This window comes from Nautilia sp. PV-1, from assembly GCF_004006315.1.
GTDB lineage: Bacteria > Campylobacterota > Campylobacteria > Campylobacterales > Nautiliaceae > Nautilia > Nautilia profundicola_A.
In genome coordinates, this window is sequence record NZ_CP026530.1 from 628,400 (window position 1) to 647,503 (window position 19,104).

Sequence of the window (19,104 nt, forward strand, 5' to 3'; positions counted from 1 at the left end):
GGTTATAAAAGGAGATTAATGCGTGAGTTTTTAAATATTTTAAGGGTGTTAATTGCAGTTGATGTAGGTATTGCTGTGTTTTGTTACTTGGAAGACAATACGATCTGGCTATACAATACACAAATAGCGTTTTTCAGTGTCAGTTTAATTATATTAGGTAGTTTTATCGGATATTCAAATATGGTTAAAGCCCATATTAAAAACGGAAATGTAGGAGAAGACATATTAAAAAAATATGAGGACCCTTATAATCTTGATGACGAAGAAGATGAAATTCAGGAAAAAGAGCTTGAAAAATATAAAAACAGAAAATTAAAATGGTACGAGGCTGTTTTGTTTTATTTTAAAGGCGGTTTTAATTTTTTAAGAATAGCCGGTTATGTTGCATTAATAGCTGGATTTATATGGCTGAGCAAAAATAATATTTTTGATTATTTAAGTTTTCTGTTTGGAGTAAGCGTAGTGCCTGCCGTTTCGATGATTTATCTTTTTGCTCTAAGGAGAAAAGCTCAAAAAAGTTGATTGACAAAAACTCAACTCCTGTGGTATAATATATAAAATCAACAAAAGGAGTTGAGATGAGCAGAATATATGGAAAAGTAGAAAATATTGAAGATATAAGCAGAATAAACTGTCTTATACGTGATGAAATGTTAAATGTTACAACTCCTGCCGAACTTAGCGAATTAAAAAAGAGAAGCAATTATCTCTGTACACTCACTTATTCACCGTTCTGGAAGAAAAAATTTAATAATGAAATAGAAAAATTAAGAGATTTAGCTATAAAAGAGAACAGAGCCACCGTAAAAACTGCAAATTACATCGCAAAGTATAAAAACTTTGAAAAACAGTACGAACCCTGGAAAAAAGAGATAGATGTTGAAGAAGAACTAAAACAGATACCTCAGTCAGTTGTAAAAGAGCTGACCGAATCTATTTTTGAGCTTCAAAACAGTGTTGAAATACTTGAAGATTTTAGAAAAAGTTTTTGTGAAATAAGAAAAGCCATGGTTTTATGTGAAAATGTCGAATGCCTTGATAAATTAAAAAGAGCGGTGGATATATTAACTGTATTGCCGTTTATCGAAAGTTTTGCACAGCACTTTGACGAAGGTATATTAGGAGCAGTAGATAACTTAATAAATAAAGAAAAAAACAGAAGTATAACTCTTGCAAATATAATTGCGGAAGTTAATGGATGGAACAGGTATTATGAAAGTGTTTCACAAAGCAGTTTTGAAACAACAGCTGAAGCATATCTTGATAAACTTCTAGAAGAGGAAAACAAAGCTGATACATATATTCCGACTGAAGCAAAATATAAAAAAGGCGCTAAAACATTATGGGTTGTGTATTATCACCCTGTAAAAAAAAGAGAATACGCAAAAAGAATTTATTTGCCTGCTGATGCAGAAGATATTGAGTTTGAAGGTCCCGGAAAATATAAAAACAGATTCGGCAACGAAGTATGGGGTATAAAAGTAAGCTATGTAATTACAGTCGTTCCTACAACTATTCACGTAAGGGGCAGGGAAATAAAACTTCCGGAAAGAAAAATGAGAAAATCTAAAATTGTAGAATTGCCGGAAATTGCACAAAATATAAAAATAACTTCAGAAAAACCGCAAAGTGCGATGGATATCGCTTAATCTTTTGCGGTCTGATAAGCGAAATAAGCACTAAAGAATGTGAAGTAGGTGATAATTGTCGTTATAGCTACCAGTAGAGGGATAATTATTAGAGTCATATTAGGATGGTTTAAAATCAGCGGGAAAATATAAAACAGATACGCGAATGCTATAATGGAATATATTATGCTTACAATAACACTCCATACGAAATAGATAAGCATATATTTGAAATTAAACGTATTTACCCAGAATTTAAAATCTATCAAAGAAGAAACCATGCTTAAAAAACTTTCTTTAAAAGTTTCTTTGCTTAACGCTTCTCCGAATTTTCCCAGGAATATATATGAATAAAACAAAAGATACACTGAATAAAATCCCAATAATATTTTGGCAATATATGTTGTTTTTGATAGGGCAAATAAGAAGTTATGCGGGTCTGCTAAAATAAAAATTGAATTGGTGAATTTAAGTATTATTATCATAAAAGCTCCGAAAAAAGTGACAATAATAAAAAGCCCCAGCATTATTCCCATTGCGCTTGGAAGAAAATGAAGTAAAAAAGTGCTAAAAGGCTGTTTTTCTAAAGTTGCAAAATATTCTTTATCGTTATCGGTGATTTTTAATATATAAATCAGCAATACTCCGATGCTTAAATAAAACAGTTTTTCAAAAATAAATGAAACGATGCTTATTACCGGATATGCTTGTATAAGAGTCAAAATTGAAAACAGTATAATAACGAACAGAAATTTTTTAATTTCGGCTATTGTCAAAAACGTATATTTAAAAACGTCTTTCATATTTTTCCTTTTTGGTAGAATTTTAACAAAAAAGGTTTAATTTGTGTGCAATATTTGGAATTATAGGGAAGATTGACATTAAAAAAATTGAATATTCATTAGATTTGATGCATAATAGGGGAAAGGATTTTGATTCAATAAAAAAAACTTCCAATGCGGTTTTCGGATTTAACAGGCTGGCCATAGAAAATATAGATACAAATATACAGCCTCTTGTTTTAGGTAAAAAAATGTTTGTATTTAACGGGGAAATATATAACTATAAAAATCTTATTAAAGATTACAATTTAAAAGCACAGACAGAAATCGAAGTTATTGCGTCTTTATGGAATAAGTTCGGAGTGGAGTTTGTAAAAAAACTCGACGGTATGTTTGCTATTGCAATATACGACAAAAAACTTTATCTTTTTAGAGACGAGTTCGGTAAAAAACCTCTTTATTTTACAAAAAACGGTATTTTTGCAAGTGAAATTAAAGCTATATTGCCTTTTTTTGAAAAAAAGCTGAATTTACAGGCTCTTAGTGAATATCTGGCATATAATTCTTCACTGGCTCCAAACACCATATATGAAGGTATATATAAGCTGCCGGCAGGCTGCTATTTTGACGGAGAAATAAAAAGATGGCACGATTTTAATAGAATTGAGAATGGAGAATGGAAAATTGAGAATTGTATTATTGAGATTGAAAAACTTTTAACAAATTCTGTTGAAAAAAGGCTTATGGGTGAGGTTGAGGTCGGTTCACTTCTAAGCGGTGGGGTTGACAGCAGTCTGATTGCCGCGATAATGTCAAAACAAAGAAAAATAAAGACATTCAGTATCGGTTACGACGGATACGAAAACTATGACGAAAGAAGATATGCGAAATTAACAGCCGAACATATCGGAAGCGAACATTATGAGGTGAATTATACAAAACAGAACTTTTTTGATGAATTTGAAAACGTGCTTTTTTCCATGGACGAACCTATAGCCGACAGCAGTTTTTTCCCTGCTAATTTTTTAGCTAAACATATTCCTTTAAAAGTAGTATTAAGCGGAGAGGGGAGCGATGAACTGTTTTTGGGATACAGAAGATATAATGAATATCTGGGTTTTTTCGATGCATATCTTCCGAATAAAAAATGGCTTAAAAAATATCTTGAAAGACATCCGGAAGATATCAAAGAATGGGAAATATTCAGGAGGTTTTTTGCCGATGAGGTTGTTTTCAGAGGGATTAACGAAACTTTTTATCAAAGACAGATAAACAGAGTTTTGAAAAAAAATGCGTATGAAGTTGATTATAAAAGATTTGTAAAGGGATGGGGGAGTTTTGATTTTACTTATTTCGATTTGAAAGTATGGATAGGCGAAGTGCTTTTAATGAAACTTGATAAAATGTTTATGGCTAATACAATTGAAGCCAGAAGTCCTTTTTTAGACAAAAATCTGGTAAACTTCGTTTTTTCTCTGCCGGAAAATATCAGAGGCAAAAATAAATGGATTGTTAAAGAAATAGCAAAAAAACATGTTCCTATAGAAATTGTAAACAGAAGGAAAAAAGGTTTTGCTTTTCCTTTTTTAGAATGGCTCAAAGAAGAAAACGAATTAAGAGTCATTATTGACGTAAACAGAGAAACTAAAATTTTTAATGAGGAATATCTTAAAGAAATAATAAAAACAGGTCACAAAAGATACAAACAGCATCTTTGGACGCTGTATCTTTTCAGCCGTTTTGTAAAAAAGGAATTTTTATGAAATTTAAAATAAACAAGTATTTAATAGATGATATTGAAAACAAAGACCATCCGAGCGATTTTGAAGTAGTGAGCGATTATTCCATACTGATATTAAGACTGCCTTTTATAGATAAAGAAGCTGTTGAAGTGGTTTCATATGCGTTTTTGATAAAAGACGGCAAGGTTTATAAATACGACAGAAAAACTAAAGAATTTGAAATGCTTGGCACATTCAGCGATCTTTATGATTATCTCGATACGAGAATAGATAAAATTTTGGCTAAAATCAGTAAACTGCACATAGCTATTGCAAAAATGGAAGATGAACTTTATGAAAATGATATGCCTGTTGATTTTTCAAATAACTGGCTTAAATTTAAAAAAGAGCTTGTATTGATAGAAAGGCTTATGGGACATTCATTAATAGCGTTTGAGAGATTTATAAAATATTACAAAAACAGTATTGACGAACTTGCATTTAAAGATTTAGCCGAGCATATCGACAGGGCTTTCAGGTTTTCGAAAAATGCAATTGAAAAACTGGATTATTTATATGAATTTTTTAAAGCAAAGCAGGATGAAAAGATGAATAATATAATGTTTATTTTAACGATTCTTTCGGCCATATTCTTACCGCTGACATTGATAACTGGATTTTTCGGGATGAATACGGGAGGGCTTCCTTTTACCCAGGATCCGAGCGGAACGCTTAAAGCCATAGGGATTTCCCTTCTTTTTGAAGTGCCTTTTGTGTTTTTTATATGGAAAATGATGAAAAGTTAAAGGGAAATTTAAGACTCCCTGTACAGCATATACGGATTTCTCTGATTCGTAGGCATTATGTCGATATACTGAATGTTTACGTGAGGCGGAGTATTTAATGCACATATTATTGTATTTGCAATATCCTCAGCGCTTAAAGGCGTAAATCCTTCATAAACTTTTTTTGCCTTTTTCTTGTCACCTTTAAATCTTACGTTTGAAAATTCAGTTTCAACTGCTCCGGGTGCAATGTTTGTGACTTTTATATTTGTTCCGTATGCATCGATATTCATACTGTCATTCAGAGAATGTAGTGCCGCTTTTGTAGCACAGTATACATTACCGCCTGTGTATGCAGTTTTACCCGCGACGGAGCCTAAATTTACTATATGCCCTTCATTTCTTTCTTTCATGTGTCTGAATATCGGTTTTGTTACGTAAAGGACCCCTTTGATGTTTGTGTCAATCATTATGTCCCAGTCTTCGGGATTTCCTTCATCGATCGGTTCAAGTCCTAAAGCCAGCCCGGCGTTGTTAATAAGAATATCTATGTGTGTTATTTGTAAAATTTCTTTGATTGTCTGTGTTACGGCTTCTTTATCTCTCACGTCAAAAGTAAATGTAAGAGTCTGTACTTCAAGGGTGTTTTTTAGTTCATTGAGTTTTTTTTCATCTCTTCCGGTTAAAATCAGATTTACACCCATGTTGTTTAACGCTTTTGCCGTTGCTTTGCCTATTCCCGAGGTGGCTCCCGTAATTAACGCAATTTTGCCTTCTATGAAATTCATTACCATTCCTTTATATTTTTATTAGGTATTATTTGTACATAAAAAGAAAACGGTTTGTTTTCTTTTGCTTTTTTTTCTTCTGATGTGGTCATATATGTCTGATAGTATATCCAACCGGTTAAAGTTTTGTTTTTTTCATATATTCCGTAATCACTGCCTGTCCATAAAAATGTAGAAAAATTTTTATTTAATACTTTTCCTGTAACTTTTGCTTTACACAGATATCTTCCGCTTTTATAATCCCAAATCACAATATTTTCCGGATCAATTTTCAATGGTGAAATATCTTTGTTTTTGATGTCCTGATTCAATATGTCTTGATTTAAAATTTCTTCTGCCAATGTAATTGCGTCTTTGTCGTCACAAATTACTCCCGGTTTTTTAGAAGAATTAAAGTTTAAATTACAGCCGCTTAATAAGAATGCAATAATTAAAAATCCCCCGATTTTCTTTTTCATCCATTTCTCCTTTTTTAAAAAATTATAACAAATAAGTAAATAAAAAATAGAAAGAAATTGCTTATATTTATAGTGTCTGACACTATTATTTGAATGGTGGAGATGTGGGGAATCGAACCCCAGTCCAGAAGTAGAGTACCCTAAGCGTCTACACGCTTAGTCCGTTGATTATACTGCAACTCCAGGCTCAGCGGACAAAGCCTTGACGGAGTTGAGGGGTGTTATTGTTTCGGATGTTCTCCCACACCCGAAGGAGAACCTCCTATCCGCACTTTACTCTCTCTCCAAGGTGGCGGAAGGCCTTAGTGGAGAGAGGCGCCCGAAACTACTTAATTAAGCAGCAGCTCTAGCTACTGCTGGGCTGTAATTTGTATTATTTGCTGCGTTTATTTTTTTTGGGCCGTTTTAGCGCTTACCCAGGCGCGCGTGCAGCTTAGGGCTTTCTACCCCTGTCGAAATCCATGTCATCCCCGGGAGATTCTCATTAAGAACCACCCGCGAATGACTGTTGTAATAATATCAAATTTTCCTTAAAAAATCAAGATTTGTTTAAGAAAACTTTAAGATATTAATATTGTATTATTTTACTAATCTTTATTGACAAATTCCGGCGTTTTATAAAATTTATGGACTATTTTGGCAATAATTAAAATTAAAAGCCAGGCAAACTCCATTGTTAAAATAGTATGGCTTAAAAAATGATCTCCGATTAACATTTTGTACAGTCCCATTGCCCATCCTACACTTAATCCCAGTATTAATGCTAAAAATTTGTTTCTTCTGTTTTCAAATAAAAAAAAGAGGCTAAGCAGTGCAAAGCCGCCACTTGCATGGCCTGCCGGCCAGCATTTGATTTTAGATTTATGAAAATTTTTGGGATAGTGTTGCCATACATATGTTTTTGGATATACTCCTCCGTATTCTATTCTGTTTTTAGGGCACGGCATATTAGTTTCTTTTTTTAAAAACCCAATAAATACAGGGACTATAATAGCGGATAAAATCACAATCAAAATGCCTTTTTTATAAGGTTTGAATTTGGGGATGAAAAAGGCGACTAAAAATCCGATAGCAACAAGTATTAATAATTTTTTTATGCCATCGTAAAAAATAAACTTCCAAGGCTGTGCATCTCTGTTTAAAATCCATGAATGCGTATGAAAATTATAAAATATATTTTGGGTTTTTTCATCTACATTTGTAAATGCGAAAAACAGTATAGTAATGATAATAATAATTACCGTAATCAAAATCTGTTTATTAATATCTGGTTTCACCGTAACACTTTCTTTTAAAATATTAAAAATCTATTAAAAATATTATTTTTTAGAAAATATTTGTTATTTAATAAAAACTAAGCAGAATTTTGCCAGATATTTATTAATTTTTAATTAAAATAAAGGAATAATAAAAAGAGGAGAAGATTAAATATTGATTTCTTCTTTGATGATCTTTGCTATTGAGGATATTTTTTTTATTTTTTCGGAATTGCTGATATCTTCAAGCAGAACTTTTACAAATGCGCTTCCGACAATAACGCCGTCAACGCCTTGAGATTTTTCTCGTGCAGTTTTTTCGTTTACACCGAAACCGATATATAACGGCGTGTCTGTAATCTCTTTTATAGTTTTTATGATTTCGCTCAAATCTTCCTGTTTTTCCGCACCGGTTATACCGGCATAGGCTACCATATATATAAATTCTTTAGGGTTTTTTAAAATTTGTTTAATTCTTTCTTTGCTGTCTGTCGGGGCGACGAATGAGATTAAAGGGAATTTGTCTTCGTAAATTACTGCTTCTTCATAGGGTAAATCAGGAATTATAAAACCTTTAACCCCGTATTCTTCTGCTTTTTGAGTCATAAAGTCATAGCCTTTGTGATAGAAGTTGTTAAAGTATCCCATCCAGTAGGTGTCAAGGTTTTTTGCTATTTGTTCAGTTACATAGAAGGTGTCTTGAATTTTGTAACCCTTTTCAAGAGCTCTTTTGTTTACTTCTTGAATAATAGGGCCGTCTGCAACGGGGTCAGAAAAAGGAAGCCCAAGTTCGATTCCGTCAACACCGTTTTCTTTTAATGAATAAATCAGATCAACGGTAAAATTTTTATCGGGATAGCCGGTTGTTATATATGCAATTAATTTTTTCATGCCAAACCTTTGGTATAATTAAGTTTATGAAATTATAGCAAAGGAAGCGAATGAAAAATACGCTAAACAAGCTTTATAAAAAAGAAAAACTTACAATGATTACGGCATATGATGCGTTATTTGCGAAAATTTTTGATGATATTGCTGATATTATTTTGGTAGGCGACAGTTTAAATATGAGCTTTTTAGGAGAAAGCGATACTTTAAATGCTACTGTAGACCAGATGATATATCATACCCGTGCCGTATGTAACGGAGCAAAAAAAGCGTATATCGTATGTGATATGCCGTTTGGCAGTTATATAACACCTCAAAAAGCTCTTGAAAACGCCGTAAGAATTTACAAAGAGACAAAAGCCGATGGCGTAAAGCTTGAAGGCGGTGCAGAAAAAGCCGAGCAAGTAAAGCTTTTAACTGACAACGCAATTGCGGTAGTGGGGCATATCGGGCTTATGCCGCAGTTTAGCCGAAGCGAAGGCGGATATATTGTAAAAGGAAAAGATGAAGATTCAAGAAAAAAACTCCTTGAAGATGCCAAAGCTATAGAAGAAGCCGGGGCGGTAATGCTGGTAATAGAAGGCGTAAAAGAAGACGTGGCGCGTGAGATTACCGAAAGCGTGAAAATACCTACTATAGGAATAGGTGCAGGAAGATATACAACCGGGCAGGTGCTGGTATGGAGTGATATGCTCGGGTTTTTTGAAGACTTTAAACCGAAATTCGTGCGCCGCTATCTAAACGGTGCGGAGCTTGTAAGAGATGCCGTAAAAAAATACGTAGATGACGTAAACAACGGAAGATTTCCGGGCGAAGAGGAAATATATTAATGAGAATTGTTGAAGTAGAAAAGGTCAGTTTCGACGAGGCTTATGAGAAATCTTTAAGGCCTCAGAATCTTGATGAATATATCGGTCAGGAGCAGATTAAAAAAAATCTTAAGGTTTTTATAGAAGCGGCAAAAAAAAGAGGCGATTCTTTGGATCATATTCTGTTTTTCGGACCTCCGGGACTAGGTAAAACAACATTGGCAAACATAATAGCAAATGAAATGGGAAGCTCTCTTAAAACCATTTCGGCTCCTATGCTTGAAAAGTCCGGCGATTTGGCTGCGATTTTAACGAACCTGGAAGACGGGGATATTTTATTTATTGACGAAATACACAGATTAAAGGCGGCAATCGAAGAGGTGCTTTATTCCGCAATGGAGGATTTTAGGCTGGATATCGTAATCGGAAGCGGTCCTGCAGCCCAGACTATTAAACTCGATGTTGCGAAATTTACCCTTATAGGTGCGACAACTAGAGCGGGAATGCTTTCTAATCCTCTTCGTGACAGGTTCGGAATGAGTTTCAGACTGAATTTTTACAATCATGAAGAACTGGCTGAAATTATACGGCTTGCAAGTCATAAATTAGATAAAGATATCGTACCCGATGCGGCTATCGAAATAGCAAAACGCTCAAGAGGGACTCCTAGAATTGCCCTAAGACTGCTTAAAAGGGTAAGGGATTTTTCTGAAATAAAAGATGAAAAAACAATTACGCATAATACAACCAAATACGCTCTTGATGAACTGGGAATCAACGAACACGGTTTTGACGAACTTGATATTAAGTTTTTAACACTTCTTGCCGATGCGAAAAAACCTTTGGGACTTTCGACAATCGCAGCGGCATTAAGTGAAGACGAGGGAACTATTGAAGAGGTTATAGAACCGTTTTTGCTGGCTAACGGGTTTATAGAAAAAACACCCAAAGGCAGGATAGCAACAAGAAAAGCATATGAAATATTAAGATTTCCTCCGGGGAGTCTTTTTTAAGGAAAAAAAATGAAATTTTTAACATTTCTGACTATAGTTGTAGGATATTTTGTGTATCTTACATACAAGCCGTATCTTTTAGATATCGCTATAGCTTCATTGATGGCGATTGCTTTTGGTAAAGTGAGCGTTTTAATAAACAGCCGTATTAACAATAAATATATTTCTTCAAGCATAGTTACATTAATATTCGCAGTTCTGATTTTCGGCCCGATATTATATTTTGTTGTAACTGCAGGGAAATTTATATCACATATTAATATTGAAGACGTAAAAAACATAATATTGAAAGCTCAGGATTTATTGAAATATTTTCCTGATTTTATTGCAAACAGGGTTCATGAATATATTAATCCTGACAATATTGCACAATTATATAATACTATAGCGCCTATAGTGGGAACATTGACTGCGAAAAGCGCAGTGTTTATTAAAGACGCTTTTTTAATTGTAATCTTTTTCTTTTTTGCCACTTTATATGGAAAAGAGATTATGAATTTTTTTAAAAAAATAATCCCGCTTGAAGAAAATCAGCTGGAAAAACTATTTTTTGGTACCAGCGAAGTTATGAGTGTTGTTTTTTATTCTACCGTTTTTACTGCTATTTTAGAAGGGATATTATTTGGAATAATAGCCAAATTTTACGGGTTTAATTTCTTTTTCTTTACAATAATGTATGCATTTTCATCATTAATTCCCGTTATAGGGGGAGTTATTATGTGGGGACCGGTAAGTTTATATTTATATTCCGTAGGTAATACCACAGGAGCTATAGTAGTTGCGTTATATTCAATTGTAGTTATTTCTATAGTAGCTGATACTTTTGTAAAACCGATGATTATAGAGTTTGTGAAAAAAACATTTGAAGCTGATACGGAGCTTAATTCACTTCTGATATTCTTCTCAATTGTAGCGGGACTTTCATCTTTTGGGCTTTGGGGTATTATTATAGGACCTGCGGTAACAGCCATGTTTATCTCAATATTACGCTTTTATGAAAAGATTTAGTCATATACGCTCAAGTTTTTTAAAAAAAACAATTAAAAAACTTGACATTTTATTTTTAATGTTGTATAATCTCACTGTCAAAAATCAAAAAAGAGTGCCAAAATGAACGAAAAAGTTGAGTTAGTTTTAAATCAGTTAATACAGGTTTACTTAAATAAAAGTGAGCCTCTTAGCTCAACTAAATTAAAAGAAATAGCGAATTTGCCTTTTTCGGCTTCGAGTATTAGAAGTTATCTGAAAAAACTCGAAGAAAACGAACTGGTAAGAAAAGAGCATTTTTCGAGCGGTTCGTATCCGAGTATTAAGGCAATGAAAACATTTTGGCGTAAAAATTTAAAAGATCGTACAATTGACACCAGTGATCTTGAGAATGTCTCTGAAGAATTAGATATATACGTTATGATTGAGATGTTTGAAAACCAGTTGCTTGTTGACGTATACAATCTTAATAATAAATTTATAATTTTAGAATTTGAAAAAGATGAGGTTGTGTTTAAATTCGACAATAATTTATATACTTTTTTTCAGTCTGTAAAAGGTATGCTTTTAGATGAACTTAAAAAATATCTTTTACATTTAGGACTGGAAAAAGAATATACAAAATTAAAAAGCCTTTACAAATATCAGTCTTTTAATAAACAGTTTATATATAAAGAAAATATTGATTCCAGTATATTTGAAGGTTATAAATTCGACCTGTTTCCTAAAGGAATAAGTTTTATTAATGAATACCTTGTATTCAGAACTATTCAAAATGAACATAAACAGTATAAACATATACTGTTAATAGGAAATATCTATACGGATTTTTTCGAAGTAATCAAACCCGTGAAAGGAGGGGAATAAATGAGCAAAAAAAAGCACCATGATAAACATCATGAAAAACACGAAGAAAAAGAGACTCAGGTTGATGTAGAAGCTCTGCAAAAACAAAATGAAGAGCTTCAGGCTAAACTTGACGAAGCCTTAAGGGCTTACGCAAAATGCGAAAACGACAAAAAACTTCTTCAAAAAGAAGCTGACAGCGCAATAGAATACGCATATGAAAAATTTGCAAAAGATCTGTTGCCGGTGGTTGATTCACTTGAGCTTGCAATAGCGCATTCAGGTGATATTGAAGATAAAGCCGAGGCGTTTGACAAACTTCTTGAAGGAGTTGAACTGACTCTTAAAAAACTGCTTGATACTTTCAAAAACCACGGTATCGAGCAGGTTGAACATGATGAGTTTAATCCTGAGTTTCATCAGGCAATTCAACAGGTTCAAAGCGAAGAACATGAAGACGGTCAGATAGTTGATATCTATCAAAAAGGATATACTCTAAAAGGCAGAGTAATAAGACCGTCAATGGTAACAATAAATAAAAAATAAACTTTAAGGAGGAAATAATGGGAAAAGTAATAGGAATTGACTTAGGAACAACAAACTCAGCAATGGCATACTATGATGGTAAAGATGCGAAAATCATTGCTAATAAAGAAGGTAGAAACACTACTCCATCAGTTGTGGCGTTCACTGACAAAGGTGAAGTGTTAGTGGGTGAACCTGCAAAAAGACAGGCGATTACAAACCCTGAAAGAACAATCTATTCTGTAAAAAGAATTATGGGTATGATGTGCAACGAGCCTAAAGCTCAGGAAGCTAAAAAACACGTACAGTATAAAATCGTTGACAAAAACGGAGCATGTGCGGTAGAAGTAGACGGAAAAGTATACACTCCGCAAGAAATCAGTGCAAAAATCTTAATGAAACTTAAAAAAGACGCTGAAGAGTTCTTTGGTGAAGAAGTAACTGAAGCAGTAATTACAGTACCTGCATATTTCAACGACAGCCAAAGAAAAGCGACTCAGGAAGCCGGTAAAATTGCAGGACTTAACGTACTAAGAATTATCAACGAACCGACAGCGGCGGCGCTTGCATACGGACTTGATAAAAAAGGTGAAGAAAAAATCCTAGTATACGACCTTGGTGGTGGTACATTCGACGTAACTGTGCTTGAAATCGGTGACGGTACATTCCAAGTACTTTCAACTGACGGTAACGCATTCCTTGGCGGGGACGACTTTGACAACAGAATCGTTGACTGGTTAATCAGTGAATTTAAAGCTGAAACAGGAATCGATTTAAGCCAAGACAAAATGGCGCTTCAAAGATTAAAAGATGCAGCAGAGCAGGCTAAAAAAGAATTATCAACAAAAGAAGAGACTGAAATTAACCTGCCGTTCATTACAGCTGACGCAAGCGGACCAAAACACCTTGTTAAAAAATTAACAAGAGCAAAATTTGAAGCAATGATTGACGATTTATTACAAGAAACATTAAAACATATTGATACTGCATTAAACGATGCGGGATTAAGCAAAGACGAAATCGATGAAATCGTAATGGTTGGTGGTTCAACAAGAATCCCTAAAGTACAAGAGCTTGTAAGCAATTACTTTAACGGTAAAAAACTAAATAAATCAGTTAACCCTGACGAAGTTGTAGCACTTGGTGCGGCAATTCAGGCAGGTGTATTGAAAGGTGACGTTAAAGATGTATTATTACTTGACGTAACACCGCTTAGCCTTGGTATTGAAACACTCGGTGGGGTTATGACTAAAATTATCGAAAAAGGTACAACTATACCTGTTAAGAAATCACAGGTGTTCAGTACTGCTGAAGATAACCAGACAGCGGTTACAATTCACGTATTACAAGGTGAAGCGGAACTTGCAAAAGACAACAAATCGCTTGGACAGTTCAACCTTGAAGGAATTCCGCCGGCACCAAGAGGAGTACCTCAAATCGAAGTTACATTCGACATCGACGCAAACGGTGTGCTTAATGTAAGCGCTAAAGACAAAACAAGCGGTAAAGAGCAAAAAATTACAATTACAGGAAGTTCAACTCTAAGCGAAGAAGAAATCGAAAGAATGGTTAGAGAAGCTGAAGAAGCTAACAGAAAAGAAAAAGCTAGAATCGAAGCTATTAAAGCAAGAAATGAGCTTGACGCTGTAGCATATCAGGCTGAGAAATTTATTAACGACAATAAAGACAAATTAGGCGACGTAAGTGCACTTGAAGCTAAAATCAAAGAAGCTAAAGAGCTTATTGAGCAGCAAAGTGAAGATAAAGCTAAAATTGACAGCCTTAAAAATGAAATTACAGCTGAAATGCAAAAAGTTGCACAAAATATGCAACAAAATGCCGGAACACAGCAAAACACTCAAAACGATCAAAACAAAGGCGGTGACGACGACGTTATCGACGCTGAAGTGGAATAATCCACTTCTTCTTTTTTATTTTATTTAACTAATTAGCGTCTGACACTAAATAAATATATATTTTAGTATAAAATAAGAAAATCAATTAGAAGAGTTTGCGTCTTCTATGATTTTAAACTCTTTTGTATCAATAGTAGTATTGCCGTCAACAAGACTGACTCTCCACTCTCCTTTGAAAAAAGGTCTTATTGTTATGTTTGAATATGTTCTCCATCTTACTCCCGCAAAAATAGGCAGTTGAATATCTGCATATAATTTCCATTTTCCGTCTACTTTTTTTTCCCATACAAAATCAATAAGAGAATTTTTCTTAATATCCGTAAAATAAGCAAATGCGAAAACCTTTTTATCCTTTGTTGTAAATGTGTCAGTTTTGTTTATTGGAGTGAGGTCTTGTACGTCTTTACATGTTACGAATTCTTTTATGTTATATCCGAATAAAGATACGGCAAATAATATTGCAAAAAGAAATTTTTTCATTTTATACCTCCAAAATGATTGTCACAGGTCCGTCATTAATAATTTCGACTTTCATCATAGCACCGAATATACCAGGTTTTGTTGGGACTATGCAATTTAATTCTTTTACCATTTTATCATAAAATTCTTTTGCCTGTGTGGGAGGCATTGAATTTTGAAAATTAGGTCTTGTGCCTTTTTTTGTAATGGCCGGTATGGTGAAGTTCGGGATTAAAAGGATTTCTCCTTTTATATCCGTTACGCTTTTTTCAAACCTCTCACCGAATATTCTTAAAGAGGCGATTTTTTTAGCCATTTTTTTAAGTTTTTCATCATTGTCGTCTTTTTCAAAACCTATAAGAACGTTTAAGCCTTCATTTATTTCATTTATAAGTTTCCCTTCAACGCTTACGCTCGAGTGTTTAACCCTCTGAAGTAATGCTTTCATTTGCAAGCTCCACTAAAAATTTTGCCACTTTTTCACTTTCATTCGGGCATTCTACGACTTTATACTCTTTTATTCCGATTTCATCGGCCAGATGTTTATATTCCACTTTCAGTTCCAGATCCGTTTCACTGTTGTCGATCATAAATGAAATAGGGTAGATTAAAACTTTTTCGTTTTTGTATTTTTCAAGTTCTTCGTGAAGATAGGGTTTGAGCCACTCGGCAAATCCGAATCTTGACTGGTATGCGAGGTTTACTGATTTGAAATTTAGAAGTTTTTCTTTTAAAAGATTTACATGTTTTTCTATGTGAGACTGGTATTTGTCTCCTCTTTCAATCATCTTTTTCGGAAGACCGTGGGCGGAGAATATCAGGTGCCATTCATCAGGATTTTTGACGGAATTTAGTATATTCTCAATTATGATTTCATTAAACCTTTCATCTTCAAAAAACGGTTTTACTATATTTACTTTGCCTGAATAGTTTGTTTCTTTCAGTTCATCTAATGAGCTTTCGTATGTTGTAAAAGAGTAGTGCGGATAAAGCGGAATAAGAGTGACTTCATCGTATTTGCCGATAACGTCTTTAAGATGGGGTTTTGTATAGCGCATTGCGTAAATTACGGCGGTATCGGTGTGTTTTTTCATATTTTCACACAGTTTCCCTGTCAGTTCATATATTCTGCTTCCTCCTATGCTTTCATAGTTTTCCCATACTTTTTTGTATCTGAGGTTAGAAATAAGAGGAGCCAATATATGTCTTATCGGAGAAGATATTATTCTTTTGTCTTTAAACATATTGTATAAAAACTCTTTAAGCTCCTCAGGGCTTCTTGCCCCTCCCATATTGAGTAATATTATTGCTTTCATTAAACCTCCAGATATTTGTTTATGTTTATTCCGAATCCCTTAAGGGCTTTAAATTCGTTTTTGTGTCTGCTGAAAAGATTAAGGTTTTCTATTCCGAGTGCCTTTAGAATCTGTGCTCCTATTCCGTATTCTTTATCCGCTTCTTTTGAGTTTGAATCTATGAATATAATCACCCCGCCGTTATATTTAATGTATTCAAGTACTTTTTCGTATTCTTTCAAAATATCGCTGTTAAGCAGGAAATCCACGTTTTTGGTTACTTTGTAAAACTTAACGTTTGTAGTGTTTTTAGGGTTGTTTGCGAGTACGTAGTGTTCGTGACCCAAATGGTCTTTAAAAATAATTTTTTTAAATTTCACGCTGTCTATTTCAAGGGTTTGTTCTTTTTCTTTTGTTATAAGTGTTTCAAACTGGAGTCTGTATTCTACTATGTCTGAAATATATACGACTGCAAGGTTGTGTTTTTTAGCAAAATCGGCGAGGTCTTTTCTTCTTGCCATTGTGCCGTCTTCATTCATTATTTCGCATATCACTGCACTCGGATATACTCCTGCGAGTTTACATATATCCACGCTTCCTTCGGTGTGACCGGTTCTGACAAGCACTCCCCCTTCTTTTGCAATAAGTGGAAAGATGTGTCCCGGTTTTACGAAATCATCCGGTCTGCTTGTAGGGGATGAAAGTTTTTTAATGGTAAGATCTCTTTCAAACGCACTGATTCCGGTTGTACATTCTTTAGCGTCCACACTGATTGTAAACGCCGTGGAAAAACTCTCCTTATTGGAATCCACCATAGGTTTAAGTTCAAGCGAATTTGCAATTTCGTTCGTAATGCTGACACATATAAGCCCTCGTCCTTCTTTAGCCAGGAAATTTACTTTTTCAGGAGTAGAAAATACACCCGCATATACTAAATCTCCTTCGTTTTCCCTGTCTTCGTCGTCTATCATAATAATAATATTGCCTTTTTGAATTTCTTCAATTGCTTTTTTTACTCTCTCAATAGGATTTGGCATAAATTACCTTTTTTATGGAATTTTACTATATAAACCGCTGAAATTGATAAACATTCTGATTGCGTTCATCATTGCCTGGTACTGTACGTAGTTTCTCTCACCCTTAAAATGAAACTCTTCGACTTTTAACTGTTTATGATCCGCCACACCTATAAATACCGTTCCTACCGGTTTTGCCGGAGTTCCTCCTGTAGGTCCCGCTATGCCGCTGACAGCAAGTGCGTAGTCTGCTTTGCTGATTTCTATGGCTCCAAGGAGCATCTCTTTTACAGTCTGCTCACTTACCGCTCCGTATTTTTCAAGTGTCAATTCTTCGACTCCCAGCCATTCGTGTTTGATTCTGTTGGCGTATGTTACGACGCTTCCGTCAAAGCAGTTGCTTGATCCTGATATTTTAGTAAGATGGCTTGCAATCAGTCCACCCGTGCAGCTTTCGGCAAAGGTGATTTTTTTAGGCGGCAGGTTGTTTATTATGTGTTCGAAAATATTTCCAAAAACAACACTCGGAAGAACGTTTAATATCTCTTTTTTTACAATATCTTCCAATGTTTCGGTTATGATTTCTACAAAACCGCCTTCGTTTTCAATAACAGTATAGTTTAGTTTGTGAGCGTTGAAAATAGGATCCAGAAACATTATAGCCGTGTCTTTGTCGAATTTGAATATGTTAATGCTTTCATATTCCGGGGTGATGATAAAAATTTCCGGAACTTTGTCTTCAAGCAGTATTACGTTTATAGGATAAAAATAATCAATTAAAAAGCTGTTTTTGGTGTATTTGGCGTGTTCGGGAATTAAAAAATCGTCTTTAACCACTAACTGCTGGTTTGTAAGGTTTGCGAGTATTCTTGCAACGAGAGGGTATGTTTTTTTATTAGCAACAATCAGCGTTTCCTGGGATGGTTTAAACTCTATATCAAATGTATCGATGTATTTTACCGAATTGTAATCTATGTGTTTAAACAGTTCATTTTTAAGAGCCTGTTTGTATTTCCATTCTTTTCCGACAAATAAAACTTCCATTTTGATCCTTTGTGATATAATAAAGATATTGTATCAAAAAGGAGCTTTTATGAAAAAAATAGATTTGCCCGAATACCAGCTTCCAAAAGACAAAGTATTTAAAAAAAACGGAAAAATGAAAGACAAATTTTATGAAAAAGAGCTTTTAAAGCTTCAAATTGAACTGGTAAAACTGCAGACGTGGCTGAAACTGCACAATAAAAGATTGTTGGTTGTTTTTGAAGGAGTTGATACCGCGGGAAAAGACGGTACCATTAAAAGAATTCTTGAATATCTAAATCCGCGTTTTGCTAGAAGTGTAGCGCTTGATAAACCGAGTGATAAAGAAAAAACCCAGTGGTATTTTCAAAGATACGTGCCTCACTTTCCGGCCGGAGGGGAGATGGTGTTTTTTAACAGAAGCTGGTACAACCGTGCAGGGGTAGAAATAGTTATGGGATTTTGTACGCATGAGGAGTATCTTAAATTTATAAGGCAAGCTCCGAGATTTGAAGAGATGATAGTGGATGACGGAATTAAGTTTTTTAAATATTATCTTGATATTACGAAAGAAGAACAGTATAAAAGACTGAAAAAAAGAGAAACCGATCCGCTAAAAAAATGGAAGCTTTCAACGCTTGACTGGAAAAGCTATGAACATTATGACGATTATCAAAAATATAAAGAAGATATGTTTGCAGCTACGTCCACGCCTTACGCTCCGTGGGTGATTGTTGACGCAAACGACAAGAAAAGAGCAAGAATAAATGTAATAAGGGATCTTCTTTCCCAGTTTGACTATGATGAAAAAGAATATTTTTATCCGGCCGATCCGGAGATCGTAAAAGTTGTTTCACACATTGAGTAGAAGCTGTGAAGTGGATAAGCAGTTAAGTTGTGAAGGAAATT

The 19,104-nt window shown here is 34.3% G+C and carries 21 protein-coding genes and 1 other RNA gene; 11 read left to right on the plus strand and 11 right to left on the minus strand.

Annotated features, from left to right (window positions below):
• The first annotated feature begins 18 nt into the window (after nucleotides 1–18).
• Together C3L23_RS03490 and C3L23_RS03495 are read left to right on the plus strand one after the other, a co-directional pair.
• A complete protein-coding gene (locus tag C3L23_RS03490; RefSeq protein ID WP_127679900.1) occupies nucleotides 19–522 on the plus strand; it encodes a hypothetical protein in 504 nt (167 codons plus the stop codon).
• Between the two features lie 56 nt (nucleotides 523–578).
• Nucleotides 579–1,649 carry a hypothetical protein gene (locus C3L23_RS03495; RefSeq protein WP_127679902.1) on the plus strand — a complete coding sequence of 357 codons (1,071 nt, stop codon included), beginning with the start codon at nucleotides 579–581 and terminating at the stop codon, nucleotides 1,647–1,649.
• Here the strand turns inward: C3L23_RS03495 and C3L23_RS03500 are convergent.
• Nucleotides 1,646–2,431 carry a hypothetical protein gene (locus C3L23_RS03500; RefSeq protein WP_127679904.1) on the minus strand — a complete coding sequence of 262 codons (786 nt, stop codon included), beginning with the start codon at nucleotides 2,429–2,431 and terminating at the stop codon, nucleotides 1,646–1,648. The genes C3L23_RS03495 and C3L23_RS03500 overlap by 4 nt on opposite strands.
• Before the next feature lie 41 nt (nucleotides 2,432–2,472).
• Between C3L23_RS03500 and asnB the strand changes: the two genes are divergently transcribed.
• Complete coding sequence (asnB, locus tag C3L23_RS03505) at nucleotides 2,473–4,173, plus strand: asparagine synthase (glutamine-hydrolyzing) (protein ID WP_127679906.1); 1,701 nt, start codon at nucleotides 2,473–2,475, stop codon at nucleotides 4,171–4,173.
• Nucleotides 4,170–4,937 (plus strand): magnesium transporter CorA family protein, encoded by a 768-nt coding sequence (locus tag C3L23_RS03510; protein WP_127679908.1) that lies wholly within the window; start codon nucleotides 4,170–4,172, stop codon nucleotides 4,935–4,937. The genes asnB and C3L23_RS03510 overlap by 4 nt, the downstream gene beginning before the upstream one ends.
• A gap of 8 nt (nucleotides 4,938–4,945) precedes the next feature.
• On the opposite strand, the gene C3L23_RS03515 is transcribed toward C3L23_RS03510, so the two are convergent.
• The 5 genes from C3L23_RS03515 to trpA form a co-directional block, all read right to left on the minus strand.
• The gene (locus C3L23_RS03515) at nucleotides 4,946–5,704 is read right to left on the minus strand and encodes an SDR family NAD(P)-dependent oxidoreductase (RefSeq protein ID WP_127679910.1); all 759 of its coding nucleotides are present in this window, start codon (nucleotides 5,702–5,704) and stop codon (nucleotides 4,946–4,948) included.
• The gene (locus C3L23_RS03520) at nucleotides 5,704–6,162 is read right to left on the minus strand and encodes a hypothetical protein (protein WP_127679911.1); all 459 of its coding nucleotides are present in this window, start codon (nucleotides 6,160–6,162) and stop codon (nucleotides 5,704–5,706) included. The genes C3L23_RS03515 and C3L23_RS03520 overlap by 1 nt, the downstream gene beginning before the upstream one ends.
• 94 nt (nucleotides 6,163–6,256) lie before the next feature.
• Nucleotides 6,257–6,634, minus strand: a transfer-messenger RNA (tmRNA) gene (gene ssrA, locus C3L23_RS03525).
• 115 nt (nucleotides 6,635–6,749) lie between these two features.
• Nucleotides 6,750–7,439 (minus strand): phosphatase PAP2 family protein, encoded by a 690-nt coding sequence (locus C3L23_RS03530; protein ID WP_127679913.1) that lies wholly within the window; start codon nucleotides 7,437–7,439, stop codon nucleotides 6,750–6,752.
• Nucleotides 7,440–7,586: 147 nt separating this feature from the next.
• Nucleotides 7,587–8,309, minus strand: coding sequence for a tryptophan synthase subunit alpha (gene trpA / locus C3L23_RS03535; protein WP_127679914.1), 723 nt, complete (start codon nucleotides 8,307–8,309; stop codon nucleotides 7,587–7,589).
• Between the two features lie 50 nt (nucleotides 8,310–8,359).
• On the opposite strand from trpA, the gene panB reads away from it, so the two are divergent.
• The 6 genes from panB (at nucleotide 8,360) to dnaK (ending at nucleotide 14,402) form a co-directional block, all read left to right on the plus strand.
• The gene (panB, locus tag C3L23_RS03540) at nucleotides 8,360–9,136 is read left to right on the plus strand and encodes a 3-methyl-2-oxobutanoate hydroxymethyltransferase (protein WP_127679916.1); all 777 of its coding nucleotides are present in this window, start codon (nucleotides 8,360–8,362) and stop codon (nucleotides 9,134–9,136) included.
• Entirely contained in the window at nucleotides 9,136–10,128 is a 993-nt protein-coding gene (gene ruvB / locus C3L23_RS03545) for a Holliday junction branch migration DNA helicase RuvB (RefSeq protein ID WP_127679918.1), read from the plus strand. Before panB ends, ruvB begins: the two co-directional genes overlap by 1 nt.
• 9 nt (nucleotides 10,129–10,137) lie before the next feature.
• Complete coding sequence (locus C3L23_RS03550; RefSeq protein WP_127679920.1) at nucleotides 10,138–11,136, plus strand: AI-2E family transporter; 999 nt, start codon at nucleotides 10,138–10,140, stop codon at nucleotides 11,134–11,136.
• 102 nt (nucleotides 11,137–11,238) lie between these two features.
• Nucleotides 11,239–11,982: a hypothetical protein gene (locus C3L23_RS03555; RefSeq protein WP_127679922.1), complete on the plus strand. Its 744-nt coding sequence runs from the start codon at nucleotides 11,239–11,241 to the stop codon at nucleotides 11,980–11,982.
• Complete coding sequence (gene grpE, locus C3L23_RS03560; protein WP_127679924.1) at nucleotides 11,983–12,507, plus strand: nucleotide exchange factor GrpE; 525 nt, start codon at nucleotides 11,983–11,985, stop codon at nucleotides 12,505–12,507. It begins immediately after the preceding gene.
• Nucleotides 12,508–12,524: 17 nt separating this feature from the next.
• Nucleotides 12,525–14,402: a molecular chaperone DnaK gene (gene dnaK, locus C3L23_RS03565; RefSeq protein ID WP_127679926.1), complete on the plus strand. Its 1,878-nt coding sequence runs from the start codon at nucleotides 12,525–12,527 to the stop codon at nucleotides 14,400–14,402.
• 81 nt (nucleotides 14,403–14,483) lie between these two features.
• On the opposite strand, the gene C3L23_RS03570 is transcribed toward dnaK, so the two are convergent.
• From C3L23_RS03570 to C3L23_RS03590, 5 genes are read right to left on the minus strand one after another with little or no spacing between them, the layout of a single operon-like run.
• Entirely contained in the window at nucleotides 14,484–14,882 is a 399-nt protein-coding gene (locus C3L23_RS03570) for a DUF2914 domain-containing protein (protein ID WP_127679928.1), read from the minus strand.
• A gap of 1 nt (nucleotide 14,883) precedes the next feature.
• Nucleotides 14,884–15,309, minus strand: a complete 426-nt coding sequence (gene dtd, locus C3L23_RS03575) for a D-aminoacyl-tRNA deacylase (RefSeq protein WP_127679930.1) — start codon at nucleotides 15,307–15,309, stop codon at nucleotides 14,884–14,886.
• Nucleotides 15,284–16,177 (minus strand): ferrochelatase, encoded by an 894-nt coding sequence (hemH, locus tag C3L23_RS03580; RefSeq protein ID WP_127679932.1) that lies wholly within the window; start codon nucleotides 16,175–16,177, stop codon nucleotides 15,284–15,286. Before hemH ends, dtd begins: the two co-directional genes overlap by 26 nt.
• Nucleotides 16,177–17,193, minus strand: a complete 1,017-nt coding sequence (locus C3L23_RS03585; protein WP_127679934.1) for a bifunctional 3,4-dihydroxy-2-butanone 4-phosphate synthase/GTP cyclohydrolase II — start codon at nucleotides 17,191–17,193, stop codon at nucleotides 16,177–16,179. Before C3L23_RS03585 ends, hemH begins: the two co-directional genes overlap by 1 nt.
• Nucleotides 17,194–17,205: 12 nt before the next feature.
• Complete coding sequence (locus C3L23_RS03590) at nucleotides 17,206–18,216, minus strand: CinA family protein (protein ID WP_127679936.1); 1,011 nt, start codon at nucleotides 18,214–18,216, stop codon at nucleotides 17,206–17,208.
• A gap of 49 nt (nucleotides 18,217–18,265) precedes the next feature.
• Between C3L23_RS03590 and ppk2 the strand changes: the two genes are divergently transcribed.
• A complete protein-coding gene (ppk2, locus tag C3L23_RS03595; RefSeq protein WP_127679938.1) occupies nucleotides 18,266–19,063 on the plus strand; it encodes a polyphosphate kinase 2 in 798 nt (265 codons plus the stop codon).
• Nucleotides 19,064–19,104 lie beyond the last annotated feature (41 nt).